The sequence below is a fragment of the Streptomyces sp. NBC_01116 genome, assembly GCF_041435495.1.
Taxonomy (GTDB): Bacteria; Actinomycetota; Actinomycetes; order Streptomycetales; family Streptomycetaceae; genus Streptomyces.
In genome coordinates this window covers 696,798-710,127 of record NZ_CP108644.1, presented here as the reverse complement: position 1 = coordinate 710,127, position 13,330 = coordinate 696,798, and the positions used below count along the sequence as shown (strand labels likewise).

Sequence of the window (13,330 nt, the reverse complement as noted above, 5' to 3'; positions counted from 1 at the left end):
TGACCCCGCAGGGCCGCCCTCCGGGCGACGACGGCAGTTCGACGACAGGACCTAGCGCACGGTGAAGGTCCCCGTCGCCCCGGTGAACGGCGTGATCCTCCCGAGCAGGCTCCTGGCGTCCCCGTGGTGCACGATCCGGTACGTGCCGGGCGCGGTGTCCGCCGCGATGGCCCAGGTGACCGTGGCCTTCGAGGTGCCGGTGAGACCGTTCAGCCGCGTCCAGCGGTAGGTGGTCTCCCAGTCGCCGTCGTCCAGTACCCGCTGCCAGGCGCCGTTCTCCAGCCGCTGCACCTCAAGGAAGGTGGAGCCCCGGCGGACGTTGTTCTTCGGGTGCCCGGTGGCGAACTCGACGGTCGCGGTGGAGCCCCGCGCGTACGAGGCCTCCGGGGCCTTCAGGACACCGCCGAACGCCTTGCCGGCGGGCGGGTTGTCGTACACGACCCCCGTCTGGAAGGTGAACTGCCGGCCCGACTCGTCCGGCGGCGTCGCGCCCCGCTCCAGTGGCGTGCCCTCGCGCAGGGAGTCCGCGATCCGGGCGTACTCCTGCTGGTAGGCGGGCAGGGTGTAGCGGCCGTACAACGTGGAGCCGCCCTCGTAGTTCTGGGTGTCGTACTCCTCCGGCGTCGTCACGTACTGGCTGTAGGCGTTGGCGTACCCCTGGAGCAGGACGCGGTCCAGCGGGACGCCCAGCCGCTCGGCCACCGTGCGGCGTACGCGGAGGCCGGAGGCGATCGTGAACTCGCCCGGGGCGGCCACCAGGTGCAGCTCGCCGATCCTCATGATCTGGAGCGGGAGGCGCTTCGGGGTGACCGGGTGGACGTTGCTCAGCAGCCCCGTGGGGATCAGGCTCGCCTTGGGGTACTGGCAGGTCGCGAGCCAGGACGGGGTGTCGACGCGCAGCGCTTCGAGAATGGGGGCGATCGGCGTGCGCATGCCCTCCTCGAAGAGGGGGATGGCCGGGCCGTCCTCGACGCTGCCCGCGAGCGTGGACGCGCCCACGACGGCGGGGCAGGTCCGGTGCTCCTTGCCGTCCGGGGCGTACTCCGGGCGTACGGTCACGTTCTCCATGTCGACGTAGGCGAGCCGGGAGTCGACCCCTCCGGAGACGGGCCGGGTGCCGTCGTAGATCTCGCGGGCCTTGTCGAGCTGGCGCTCGCCGATGACGCGCGCGTTCTCGAACTCGTCCTCGGTGGGCCCGGATCCCGGCTTCAGGTTGAGGTTCGGCGACATGTCGCCCGCGTTGGTGTTGGGGAAGGCCGCGACGAACCCGGGGGTGTCGTCGAGGTAGCGGACGCCTTCGTGGTCGTGCTCCCAGGCGTAGGCGGCGTAGCCCTTGTTGTCGGGGCTGATGAGCGTGTTCTTGTTGGTGATCGAGGTGTTGTGGGTGGCGAACCAGCTGATCGCGCCCGCGTCCCGCTCGCCCTGCTTGAAGCGCAGCACGGTCATCGCCGGGTCGATCGCGTCCGGGAAGGCGGCCCGGTCGGCCGCCGGGTTGCGGTCGAAGGCCTCGCGGGAGCGGTTGACGCTGGCGTTGGTCAGGGTCCCCGTGCCGAGGCTCATCGTGCCGGGCTTCAGGTCCTCGTGGGCCTTGGCGACGGAGTCCGTGATGCCGTCGACGATCGCCCGGTAGGTCTCCTTCTGGAAGCCGAGGACGGAGAGGTTGTAGGCGACGTTGTGGGAGTAGCCGCCGGGTCCCGAGTGGGTGTGGGTGGCCGACAGGAGGACGTTCTCCTCGCCGTACAGGCTGCCGTAACGCTCCTTCAGCCGGGCCATGACGCCCTGCCGGACCGACTGGAAGATCATGGCGAGGTCGGCGTTGACGTACACCACGCGCTTGCCGCTCGCCCGGTCGACGACGACGAAGGCGCGCGACCTCTGCCGCTGATGGATGCCCGACGTCTTCTGGTCGAAGCTGGAGTAGCCCATCATCCCGGTCTCGGCGGCCTCGCCCGTGACGTCGGAGATGCCGCGCCCGACGAGGTAGTCCGCGTCGCCGGCGGCGGTGGCCGACGCCGACGCGGGGGAGGGGGCGCCGAGGGTGGCCGCTCCGAGGACGGCTGCGAGCACCGCGACGGGGAGCCTGCGTCGGGGGCGGCGGGCGGCGGGGGGTGGCATGGGACCTCCTGGGGCGGGAGACGGGGGTTGCCCGGACCCGGTCGGCGGCTCGCCGACGTGGAGGGGCCGGGGCAGTGCCCCGACCGTAGAGGAGTGTGACCTGGGCCGCATAGATGCCTACCGGCCAGTAAAGCGGTGCGCCCCGCCCGGCTCGTTGACATGCGCATGTCGCATTGTTCTACTGAGTGGCGGATCAATTGGCCAGTACGGGAGGAGGGTATTCATGCAGGCAGTCGAGGAAAAGGTCCAGGGCGGAACGGACCGGAACGCCGATGATGTATTCGATCTGGTGATCGGCGATCTGGAACAAGAAATTCCGCCGCTCGCTTCACCCACGAACTCGGGCAGCGGCACCGCCTGTGGTTCGTGCGCGTCCATCTATTGCTGTTGACGCGCGCCGGGTGGCGCCGTCACGTCGGCGCCACCCGGGTGCGCCGCACATCCCCTCCCCGTGACGAGCCGAAGGGTCGCTGTGCCGGACGCACCGGATTCACCCATGGACGTCGAATCCCTCTGGGAGATGCGTGACCCCGGCGGAGACCTCGGCGACCCCCTCGGCGGCGACGCGGGCCGACGGGCCCGCCCGGGTGCCGACCGGGATGGATCGCCCCAACTCCCTCCAGCCGCGCGACGGGTGATCGACGCCGTCCGGAAGGGCGGGGCCGGCGGAATGTTCCCGCCCGTCGTCACGTCGGGCCCCGAAGGGACGGTCGCGATCGACCGCCTGCTCGGCGGCGAGACGGACGCGCGGATGATCGAACACGCGCTCCACGACCGGCGGTTCGCTCCGCTGCTGGACCTGTGGGACCGGCTGGACGCCTGGTGCGCATATGCCGGTCCTCGCTATTCGGACGTTGTTTCCGTCGGAATACTGGATATCACCAACGCCGATATCTTCGGCCCCATGGTGTGCGAGGCATTCGTGGCCTGTGCTGCCGGAAGGCCGCACTACGCCCGTGACCGGGTGGCCGAGTGGGCCGTGCGCTGCGAGGAATTCCTGACGCTGTTCCTCGACCGATTGCTCCGCGACATGAACGACTGCTGGCCCGAGCAGCCGGCCTTCCGGGGGCCTGTCGTCGGACTGTGGGCCCACGGCGAGGAGACCCACAACGGACGCCAGCGCGTCCTGCGCCTCGACTGCGCCGGTGGCGGCCGGGTCGCCTACAAACCACGGCCGGCCTCCGGTGAACTGCTGTTCACCGCGTCCGCCGAGCCCCCCGCGTCTGCCGGGGCGGCCCCGCCCGTCGCTCTCCCCGGATCCGCCCCGCCCGCCTCACTGTTCGATCTGCTCAACCACGCGCCCACGGCCTCCGGCGAGGTCCGGCTGCCGGTGCTGGCCTGCTGGCCCGGAGCCGAGCCCGGCTACCTGTGGCAGGAGTGGATCGAGCCGCCCGCGCAATGGGGACCGATCCGGGCCTCCGGCCCGTGGGAGCTGACCGGAACCCGGCTCACCCCGGGGGAGTCGGGGCAATTCTGGCGTCGCACCGGCTCGCTGACCGCCGCGATGTTCGCCTTCGGGATCACCGACATGATCGGCGGCAACGTGGTCACCGGCAGCAGACCCGGCGACCCCGAGCCCCTGCTCTACCCGATCGACCTGGAGATCTTCTTCTGCCGGGTCCCGCGCCTCTACGACACGGGCCTCCTGCACGACGCGACCGCCGAGATCGACCAGCACCACGTCGGCCTGGAGCGCACCGCCCGCTGGTGCGACGCCGAGGGCCCGCCGGTGTGCTGGACCGAGCGGCCGACGGGCGAGCTGCGCCTGTACCGCCGCCGCGCGCCCCTCACCCGGGAGGAGACCAGGAACGTCGTCGCCGACACCGGCGGGCGGGCCGGTTACGGGCCCTACCTCCCGGCCATGCTGCGCGGCATGTTCGACGCCTGGACCCTGATGTGCCGCCAACGGGCCGCCATCCGCGCGTTCCTGTCGACCGCCACCGCCGGCCACCACGTACGCGTCCTGCGACAGCCCACGTTCCGGTACTTCGACGCGCTCGTGCCCCGCTGGCTGTCCGGCGGCGGCGCGGCGCCCCACCCCACCGATCCCGACGTCCACTTCGACCGGGCCGAACGCGACCAGCTGCGCCGACTCGACGTGCCCTACTTCGTCCGCTCCCTGGAGGGCGGACCGGTGCTGAGCGTCGAACCGCCGCCCGTGCCGTTCGGCACGGCCCCGGTCGCCGCCCGTCCGGAGCCCGAGGGCGGCTGGCCACCGCTGCGGGAGCTGCTGGAGGGCGAGAACCTCACCCTCGCCGGTCTCGGCGTGGCCCTCCGGGACGCCGTGGAGCACGTGTTCGACGACGTGACGGACCACGTCGTCACGGACGGCCTCCTGGGCGTCCGCCTCCACCTCCAGAGCCCCGCCGAGGGACAGGTCGCCTTCGACTGGCCGGAGGCCGGCCGACGGATCACCTACCTCTGGGACCGGCGGAAGGTGCGGCTGCGCATCGACCCGGTCGACGCGCCCGAAGCCCCGGTCGAGCCCGCGCCCGCCGGGGAGATCCGGCGCAGGCTGCTGCGGCTCGACCGGCTCGACGGCGCCGTCCGGACGCCGTGGGCCGACGGCGGCATGAGCGACACGACCGCCGAGCGCCGCCTGCGGGACCTGACCGACGCCGGTATCACCTGGCTCACCACGGTCGTGGCCGACCACGGCTGGCCGGGCCGCGCCCTGGTCGGCGCCGAGGCGGCCACCGCCGCGAGCCGCCTCGTCCAGCACGCCCGGGAACACCTGGACTTCCGCCGCCACTGCCTGGAGCTGATGCGGGACGCCGCGGAGCGCGGCGATCTAGCGTGGCGGGAAATCGCCTATCTGACCGATGAGTTACGGGTGACCGACGGGCTCCCGCAGGTGTACGGAACGAAGTTCGAGCCCGTCGACGGAGTGCTGGTCCCCTGGCCGGTGGAGGATCCGCAGGACGTGGACCGCCGCCGGGCCGCCCTCGGCATGGAACCGCTCGCCGACCACACGGACCGGATACGGCGGCGATTCCCCCTGACCGGAAGGGAAGCATCATGAGCGCGCTCGCCCCCGAGGCGCGGCGGACGCCGGACGGCGTCGACTGGGAGCTGCTCGCACAGCGCCACTGGGACCGGCGGCCCGTGCGACTGCGCGCCCGGCCGCCGTTCGGCCTCGACGAGGTCCACCCGCTGAACGTGGCCTCCAGCGCACCGTTCCGCGCGGGCACCCGTTTCTGGGTGATGCCCGACGTCCGGTTCCTTCTCGGCGACGGCTGGCTGCGCGCCCCCGGAACCCTGCTGCCGGACACCACGGACCCGACCCTGGACGACTACCTCGACCGGCTCGAAGCCGAAGCCCCCGGACAGGGCTACCTGCTGACCGTGCGGCAGCCGCTCCTCCTGGACCACGCCCTGTGGTCCGCCGTCCGGGACACGGTCAGTGGGCTCTGGCGACACGTCGGCTGGCCCAACCTCCCCCTCACCGCCGAGGTGCTCACCGGCGACCGGTTCGTCCAGCACGCCGGAGCGGTCGAGGCCCCGACGCACGCGGCGCTGACCTGGGTGCTGCGCGGACGCATGGACGTGACGCTGTGGGACGAGCGCGGCGGGCCGCCGCCGGCGGACATCGCCGAGCCGGACCGGGACGTGCCCGGTGCGCGCGGCCTCAGCGCCGGGGCCGGGGAACTGCTGTACTGGCCCGGCGGCCGGCGGCACGTGGACACCTACCGCGATCGGTGCGTCGCCCTGCGCCTGCGGATCCCGGTCGACCGGGGGCTGCCGTTCACCGCGCTGCGTGACCTGCTCGCCGACCTGGTGCACGCGGGCCGGGACCGCGACGAGACCGTGCCCTACTTCCCGTTCGGCCCCGGAACCCGTATCGACGACCCCGACGGGGTGCTGCCCAGGCTGACCGCGCTCGGCGACGAACTGCGCGGAGCCGTGGAGAGCGAACGGCTGCGCAGGACGCTGCGGATCCGCTGGGCCGCGTTGCGCTCGGCGGCCGGGCTCGAACCGATTCCGGTGCCCCGCGACGGCGTCGCCATCACCCGGGACACCCGCTTCCGCCGCACCGGCGAGATCGTCCGGATGGCCGACGGGCCCGCGCACGAGGTCTGGGCGGTCGACGGGAACGTCTTCACCCTGCCCGGGGCCGCGGGCGACCGGGTGTACGCCGCCCTCGGCGACGGCGCGGAGACCGGCGCCGACGACGTCTGCCGCGCCCTCGCCGCGGGCGACGACGACAGCAACGGTCCGACGGTGCTCGCGCTGCTCGACAGGCTCTACCGACTGCGCGGCATCGACCTGGTCGAGGAGGGAACACGATGACCCTGACCGTCGAGAAGTCCTTCGACTGGGACACCTTCGCCGACCGCTTCTGGGACCGGGCGCCCGTCCTGTACAAGGGCCTCGACACCGCGCCGTTCGACGAGCGCGAGGTGTTTCGGGCCGCGGTGTCCGGCAGCCGGCCGTCCCATCCGCTCGCCGTGCCGGGCAACCTCCAGTTCCTCGTGCGGCGGCGGCAGCAGACCCGGCCCCACGACTATCTGCCCGAGGCGCGCGACGGCTCGCTCGACGGCTACGAGCGGCGCATGGCCGACCGGCTGGAGGGCCGGCGCTACGCCCTGGTCGTCCACCGCTTCCACTCCTTCTCCCACCCGCTGTGGGACCGCGCGCAGCGGTTCTACGCCGGGCTGTGGGAGCGGGTCGGCCAGCCCACGCACACCGCCGGTTCCACGATGTTCCACGGCTCCTACGAGCACAGCCCGGTCGGCGTGCACCAGGACCGCTTCGCCACCTTCATGTTCTGCGTACGCGGCACCAAACGGATGCGGTTCTGGGCGGAGCGGCCGTGGTCGGACCCGGTGCACACGGTGCTGGACTACCAGCCCTACCTGACGTCCTCGTTCGTCGCCGAGGTCGAACCGGGGGACCTGCTCTACTGGCCCGCCCGCTACTACCACGTGGGGGAGAGCGCCTCCGACGCCCCGGCGACCAGTGTCAACGTGGGCATTCCGCGCCGCGAGCACCGGCCCTACTACGAGATCAAGGATTTGTTCCGGGGCACCCGGCCTCAGAGCTCCACCCCGCTGTTCACCCCGGACACCGGCCCGGGCGGCCGACTGGCCGGGGAGCTGCCGAGGGCCCTGGCCGACGCCGTGGACGCCTTCGCGGAACACCTGGCCGAGGACCGCTTCACCGAGCGGGCCACCGCGCTCGCGCTGCGCGTGCGGACCGCGGGCGGCTTCTGGCCGACCGCGCCGCCCGCCGCGCCCCGCCCCCTGGACGACGACACCCCCGTACGCGGCTGTGCCCCGCTGCTGCCCGCCCCGGGCGAAGGCCCGTCCGGCTGGGCCGCCAACGGCCATGTCACCTCCGGCGCGATCGGGGCGGATGCCCTCGCGGTGCTGCGCCGGCTGGACGCCGGCGAGGCGGTGCGGGTCGGGGAACTGCCCGAGGCCCGGCGTGCGGAGGTCCGCCGCCTGCTGCAGGAACTGGAGAGCTTCCGTGCCGTCACCCGCGTCGAGACCCGCTGACCCGGCACCCGCCCGGCGGCTGCCCGGGCCCGTCCACCGAGAGGCCGCGGCCCGGACCGTCGCGGAGATCGCCGACCGGCTGGCCGACCCGGAGCGCGTGGCCCGCGTCGCGGGCGCGCCGGACAACCTGATGCGCTACCCGGGCGACCCCCAACCGGTGTGGGACCCCCTGGGGCTCTCCGACGGACATCCCGGAGTCGCCCTGCTCCACGCCGAGTTGGCCGCCGAGGACCCCGAAGCGCGCGAGCGGGCCCACGCCCATCTCTCCGCCGGGCTCTCCGCCGGGATCCGGCTGACCCCCCAGTCGTTGTTCGGCGGCATGGTGGCCCTCGCGTACGCCGGACACACGGCGGCCGTCGGCTCCGGCGGCTACACCACGATGCTCACCGGACTGGACCGGCACATCGTCGATCAGGCCCGCACCCGCGCCCGGGCCGACCTGGAGCGGGCCGCCGCCGGGGAGCCGGCCGGAGCGTGGAGCCGCTACGACGTCCTCGGCGGCACCGCCGGGATCGGCCGCTATCTGCTGGCCCGTCACCGGGCGGCGGAGGGGCGGGCGGAGCGCGAGGCGGCGGGCACGGCCCTGATCGAGGTGCTCGCCTCCCTCGTGGCCGTCGCCACGGCCGAGGACCTCACGCGGCACGGTTCCCGACTGCCCTCCTGGTGGATCACCGAAGGCCTTGACCACGGGCTCGCCGAACACGTCAACCTCGGCCTCGCCCACGGTGTCCCGGGCCCGCTCGCCCTGCTCTCCCTGGCCTGGCGGGCGGGGGTGCGGGTGGACCGGCAGGACGAGGCCATCGAGCGGATCATGGAGCTGCTGACCCGCCTGCGGACCACCGACGGTGCGGGCCCGCGCTGGCCGCACCTGATGACCCGCGAGCGCATCGAGAGCGGAGCGGCGCCGGAGCGCGGACGGGACTCCTGGTGCTACGGCGTTCTCGGCGCGGCCCGCGCCGTCCATCTCGCCGGCACCGCGCTGGACCGGCCGGAGTGGCACGCCGACGCGCGCGCGGCACTCCTCGGCGCCCTGACCGTGACCGACGACGGCCTGATCCGCGACTCCGCGCTCTGCCACGGCTGGGCCGGACACCTCCAGATCGTGCTGCGCACCGCCCACGAAACCGCCGACCCGGAGCTCCACGCCACCGCCGACGGGCTGGCGGCGCGGGTCCTGGACGGGTTCGACCCCGAGGCCCCGTTCGGCTACCGCTACTCCCACGCGCTCGCGGCGCGCGAACTCGACCGCCCCGGCTTCCTGGAGGGGGCCGCGGGCATCGCCCTCGCCCTGCGCACGTACGCCACCGGCAAGGTGCCGACCACGTCCTGGGACGGCGCCCTGCTGCTGAACTGACCCACCCGGCCCCCGCGGGAACGGGGGACGACGGTGCGATAGTGGGGGCGCGTCGGCAAGGGGCCGACCGGAGGGGGCGCCGTGTCCTACGAACTCGCCGATCGGCTGGTCATCGGGATCGCGTCCAGCGCGCTCTTCGACCTGACCGAGTCGGACGCCGTCTTCCGGGAACAGGGCGAGGAGAGCTACCGCGCCTACCAGGAGCAGCACGTCGGCGACCCGCTCCGCCCCGGGAGCGCCTTCCCCTTCATCAGGCGCCTGTTGTCGCTGAACGATCTGGGCGAGGTGGACGACCCGTTGGTCGAGGTCATCGTCCTGTCCCGGAACGACCCCGACACCGGCCTGCGGGTCATGCGCTCCATAGAGAGCCACGGCCTGCCCATCAGCAGGGCCGTCTTCATGCAGGGCCGCTCGCCCCACCGGTTCATGCCCGCCCTCAACATGTCCCTGTTCCTGTCGGGACACGAGGCTGACGTCCGGGAGGCCGTCGCCGCCGGGCTGCCCGCCGGGCACGTCCTGGGAGCCCCCTACGAGGACGACGCCGACGACCACGACCTGCGGATCTCCTTCGACTTCGACGGGGTCCTGGCCACGGACGCGTCGGAGCAGGTGTTCCAGGAGGGCGGAATGGAGAAGTTCCGCGCCCACGAGGTCACCAACGCCGGGATTCCGCACGACGCCGGGCCGCTGAGGGACTTCCTGGCGAACGTGAACCGGATCCAGCTGCGGGAGGAGCAGGAGCGCCGGAAGAACCCCGACTACCGGATCCGCCTGCACGTCTCCATCGTCACGGCGCGCAACGCACCGGCGCACGAGCGCGCGGTGCAGAGCCTCAAGGGGTGGGGGGTGACCGTGAACGACGCGTTCTTCCTCGGCGGCATCGACAAGGGTCGGATCATGAAGATCCTCAAGCCGCACATCTTCTTCGACGACCAGCAGGGCCACCTGGAGAGCACCTCGCGGACCACCCCGAGCGTCCACGTGCCGTTCGGGAAGATCAACGAGCCGGTGGCGCCCGGGGCCCCGGACGCCTGAAGCCACGCGTCGTTCCGCGAGGTCACCTCACTCACGCGCCGATGGTCACCGAAAGGGAACCCAGAGTGACAGGCTGCTGGGCTGTCGGAGCCCGCGGCACGCTCCGCGCAGCGGCAGGTGGGTCGGGCGGGAGAACGGGACGGCCCGCCCCCGCTGCGTGCCGCCGGGCGGCGGGGTACGGTCACCATCAGGGCCCCGGCCAGCGGGAATTCGGTCAACGGCCTTGTACGGACAGTGAGTAGAGGAGAGACATGAGCGTCGACAACGACGATTTCCGCCGCCGGATCCGGTCCGACATTCCCCACTCCGCGCGCGTGTGGAACGCCTGGCTGGGCGGCAAGGACCACTACCCGGTGGACCGGGAGCTGGCCGACGTGGTGAGCGCGGCCTACCCGCAGATGGTCGACATCGCCCGTGCCTCACGCGCCTTCCAGATCCGGGCGATCCACCACCTCGCCTCGGCGGGGGTGCGCCAGTTCCTGGACGTCGGGACCGGGCTTCCGGTGGCGAACAGCACGCACGAGGTGGCGCAGAGCATCGCACCCGAGTCGCGGATCGTCTACGTGGACAACGACCCGATCGTCCTGGCCCACGCCGAGGCGCTCCTGACCAGCGCCCCGCAGGGCCGCACGGCCTACGTGGACGCCGATCTGTCCGACGCGGACGCGGTCGTGGACGAGGCGGCCAAGACGCTCGACCTCTCCGAGCCCGTCGCCGTTCTCCTGCTCTCGACCCTGGGGCACCTCGTTCCGGCCGAGGGCATCGAGGTCGTCCAGCGGTACCTGGCCCGGATGCCGGCGGGCAGCTACCTGGTGCTCTGCGACACGGTGACGACCCCTCAGACGCTTGCCGCCCAGGAGGCGTACGCGTCGGGCGACAACCCGCCCTACCTCGTCCGGAAGCCGGAGGAGATCACCGACTGCGCCGAGGGCCTGGAGCTGGTCGAGCCGGGATTCGTCTCGATCGACCGCTGGCGGCCCGAGGAGGACGACGCGGTGCCGGTCGACCAGTGGGGGCTCGTCGCCCGCAAGCCGTAACGACTGGACGTCTCGGACGCCGGGCGCTTCACGTGAAGCGCCCGGCGTCCTGCCGCTGTTCGGGGCCGCTGCCCCGAGTCCCGGCTACCGGCGGATCGTCACCGGCTCGATCTCCGCGTTGTTGTGCCGGCGCGCCCAGTTCTCCAGGGCGACCCGGCAGGCGTGGTCGAGGTGGCGCAGACCGGTCAGGTCCAGCTCTATGGGCTGGTCCTGCGGGAGCTTCTCCAACTGCTCCAGGATGCGCGGCAGTCGCAGGAAGGTGGCGTTCCCGGTGAGGGTCACCACGACCCGGCCGCCGGTGAGCCGACGGGTGGTGAGCTGGACGTGCGAGGTCTCCCAGGCCGACTTGACCACCGCCAGCAGCAGGCCGAGCACGACCCCCTCGAACAGGTTGGTCACGACGATCGCGATCGCGGTGATCGCCAGCAGCACGGCCTCCCCGCGGTGTTCGCGCCACAGCGGGCCGAACTCCTTGGCGGGCACCAGCTTGCACCCGGCGTGGACGAGGATCCCGGCCAGCGCGGCCAGCGGGATGATCCCGACGGCCGCGGGCAGCAGCGCGGCGAAGAGCAGCAGCCACAGGCCGTGGGCGATCCGGGAGAGCGCGGTGGTCGCCCCGGCCTGGACGTTGGTGGCGCTGCGGACGATGACCGCGGTCATCGGCAGCGCGCCGAGTGCCCCGCAGATGGTGTTGCCGACGCCCTGGGCCACCAACTCCTTGTCGTAGTCGGTGCGGGGCCCGTCGTGCATCCGGTCGACGGCCGCCGCGCTGAACAGACTCTCCGCCGAGGCGATGAGGGCGAAGGCCAGGACGGTGCCGATGACCGCCACATCGGCGAGCCGGGCGAAATCCGCCCCGCCGGGCGGGTCGATGGCCTGCAGCAGCCCGTTCACATCGGCCACCGCCGGCCGCAGACCGGCCAGGTAGGCGACGGCGGTGGCCAGGGCGACCGCGGCGAGGGGTGCCGGGACGAGGCGTACGGTCGCCGGGAGCTTCGGCCACAGCAGCAGCACGGCGACGGTTCCGGCGCCGAGGCCGAAGGCGGTGAGGGCCTCCTGGTTCGTGATGATCTCGACGGCGAGACCGGGGAGTCCGGCCAGCTTGGCGAGACCGCTGCCCGGCTGTTCGGTGTCGGCCATGGCGTACACCTGGCCCAGCACGATGATCAGGCCGATGCCGCCGAGCATGCCCTGCACCACGGAGACGGAGATGGCGCGGAACCAGCGGCCGAAGCGCGCCAGGCCCAGCACCACCTGAAGCAGTCCGGCGGCCAGCACGATGGGGCCGAGCGTGCCGAGGCCGAATTCCTTGACCGCCTCGTAGACGAGCACGGTGAGCCCCGCGGCCGGTCCGCTGACCTGGAGCTTGCTGCCCGGCAGGAAGCCGACGACGAGCCCGCCGACGATGCCGGTGACCAGGCCCAGTTCGGCGGGCACTCCGGAGGCGACGGCGACGCCGACGCACAGCGGCAGCGCGACCAGGAAGACGACGAGTGACGCCAGCAGGTCACGGCGTACGACGTGGGGGTTCTTGAGTTCCTTCGCGGAAAGCACGATGGGTTTCCCTTGTGGGGTACGGTCGCGCCCGGCCGGGGGGCCGGGCGCGTGAGCGTGGGGGGAGGGAAATCCGTCAAAGGCGGGCGAACTCGGTTCCGCGCTCCGGGCGGTGGACGCTGACGGAGCCGGTGTGGACTTCGTAGTACCAGGCGTGCAGGCCGAGGGTGCCCTCGGCGAGCCGCTCGCGCACCGCGGGGTAGCCCCGCAGGGTGTTGAGCTGGGCGAGGGCGTGGGTCTGGATCGCGACGGGGAGGTCGTCGGGGTCCGCCGCCGGGTCCCTGCCGTCCGTGGAGTGCTCCAGCCAGTGGCGGACGGCGGGCATGGCGGAGAGGTCGTCGCCGCGGAACACGGCGCCCACGGCGCCGCAGTGGGAGTGCCCGCACACGATGATGTCGCGCACCCGGAGCGCGCGCAGGGCGTACTCGATGGTCGCGGCCTCGCCCGTGGGCCGGTCCTGTGCCAGATAGGGCGGAACGATGTTGCCCGCGGTGCGGAGTTCGAAGAGCTGACCCGGACGGGCGCCGGTGATCAGTGAGGGGACGACACGCGAGTCCGAGCACGTGACGAAGAGTGCTTCGGGGGTCTGGCCGTCCGCGAGATGTTCGAAATGCTTTGCGTTCGCGGCGACGTGCTCGGTGAATGTCCGGGCGTGTTCTACGAGGGACTGCATGGTGGCCTGCCTCCTGCATCCGGTGGTGCCGGGGAGCGGTGTGGTCGGGTCATATTGACGAATG

General features: G+C 72.7%; 10 protein-coding genes. 7 read left to right on the top strand and 3 right to left on the bottom strand.

Annotation, left to right across the window (positions count from 1 at the left end; genetic code table 11):
• Positions 1 to 51 precede the first annotated feature (51 nt).
• Positions 52 to 2,115 carry a neutral/alkaline ceramidase gene (locus OG245_RS02875; RefSeq protein WP_371621963.1) on the bottom strand — a complete coding sequence of 688 codons (2,064 nt, stop codon included), beginning with the start codon at positions 2,113 to 2,115 and terminating at the stop codon, positions 52 to 54.
• Positions 2,116 to 2,338: 223 nt separating this feature from the next.
• Here OG245_RS02875 and OG245_RS02870 point away from each other — a divergent pair, with 223 nt between their 5' ends.
• From OG245_RS02870 to OG245_RS02840, 7 genes are all read left to right on the top strand, one after another.
• Entirely contained in the window at positions 2,339 to 2,506 is a 168-nt protein-coding gene (locus tag OG245_RS02870) for a hypothetical protein (protein WP_003970887.1), read from the top strand.
• Positions 2,507 to 2,611: 105 nt separating this feature from the next.
• Positions 2,612 to 5,137, top strand: coding sequence for a DUF6624 domain-containing protein (locus OG245_RS02865; protein ID WP_371621962.1), 2,526 nt, complete (start codon positions 2,612 to 2,614; stop codon positions 5,135 to 5,137).
• On the top strand, positions 5,134 to 6,405 hold the full coding sequence (locus OG245_RS02860) for a hypothetical protein (RefSeq protein WP_371621961.1): 1,272 nt from the start codon (positions 5,134 to 5,136) through the stop codon (positions 6,403 to 6,405). The genes OG245_RS02865 and OG245_RS02860 overlap by 4 nt, the downstream gene beginning before the upstream one ends.
• The gene (locus OG245_RS02855; RefSeq protein WP_371621960.1) at positions 6,402 to 7,613 is read left to right on the top strand and encodes a JmjC domain-containing protein; all 1,212 of its coding nucleotides are present in this window, start codon (positions 6,402 to 6,404) and stop codon (positions 7,611 to 7,613) included. Before OG245_RS02860 ends, OG245_RS02855 begins: the two co-directional genes overlap by 4 nt.
• Positions 7,585 to 8,967, top strand: coding sequence for a lanthionine synthetase C family protein (locus tag OG245_RS02850; RefSeq protein WP_371621959.1), 1,383 nt, complete (start codon positions 7,585 to 7,587; stop codon positions 8,965 to 8,967). The genes OG245_RS02855 and OG245_RS02850 overlap by 29 nt, the downstream gene beginning before the upstream one ends.
• 81 nt (positions 8,968 to 9,048) lie before the next feature.
• Positions 9,049 to 10,002, top strand: a complete 954-nt coding sequence (locus OG245_RS02845) for a 5'-nucleotidase (protein ID WP_371621958.1) — start codon at positions 9,049 to 9,051, stop codon at positions 10,000 to 10,002.
• Positions 10,003 to 10,253: 251 nt separating this feature from the next.
• Complete coding sequence (locus tag OG245_RS02840) at positions 10,254 to 11,039, top strand: SAM-dependent methyltransferase (RefSeq protein WP_215107719.1); 786 nt, start codon at positions 10,254 to 10,256, stop codon at positions 11,037 to 11,039.
• Positions 11,040 to 11,123: 84 nt separating this feature from the next.
• On the opposite strand, the gene OG245_RS02835 is transcribed toward OG245_RS02840, so the two are convergent.
• Complete coding sequence (locus tag OG245_RS02835) at positions 11,124 to 12,593, bottom strand: SulP family inorganic anion transporter (protein WP_371621957.1); 1,470 nt, start codon at positions 12,591 to 12,593, stop codon at positions 11,124 to 11,126.
• Between the two features lie 76 nt (positions 12,594 to 12,669).
• Positions 12,670 to 13,266, bottom strand: a complete 597-nt coding sequence (locus OG245_RS02830) for a carbonic anhydrase (RefSeq protein ID WP_371621956.1) — start codon at positions 13,264 to 13,266, stop codon at positions 12,670 to 12,672.
• Between the last annotated feature and the right edge of the window lie 64 nt (positions 13,267 to 13,330).

Bases quoted from the DNA above. Each gene is read 5' to 3' on its own strand.
- OG245_RS02875 (WP_371621963.1), bottom strand. From the start codon at position 2,115: ATGCCACCCCCCGCCGCCCGCCGCCCCCGACGCAGGCTCCCCGTCGCG.
- OG245_RS02870 (WP_003970887.1), top strand. From the start codon at position 2,339: ATGCAGGCAGTCGAGGAAAAGGTCCAGGGCGGAACGGACCGGAACGCC.
- OG245_RS02865 (WP_371621962.1), top strand. From the start codon at position 2,612: ATGGACGTCGAATCCCTCTGGGAGATGCGTGACCCCGGCGGAGACCTC.
- OG245_RS02860 (WP_371621961.1), top strand. From the start codon at position 5,134: ATGAGCGCGCTCGCCCCCGAGGCGCGGCGGACGCCGGACGGCGTCGAC.
- OG245_RS02855 (WP_371621960.1), top strand. From the start codon at position 6,402: ATGACCCTGACCGTCGAGAAGTCCTTCGACTGGGACACCTTCGCCGAC.
- OG245_RS02840 (WP_215107719.1), top strand. From the start codon at position 10,254: ATGAGCGTCGACAACGACGATTTCCGCCGCCGGATCCGGTCCGACATT.
- OG245_RS02830 (WP_371621956.1), bottom strand. From the start codon at position 13,266: ATGCAGTCCCTCGTAGAACACGCCCGGACATTCACCGAGCACGTCGCC.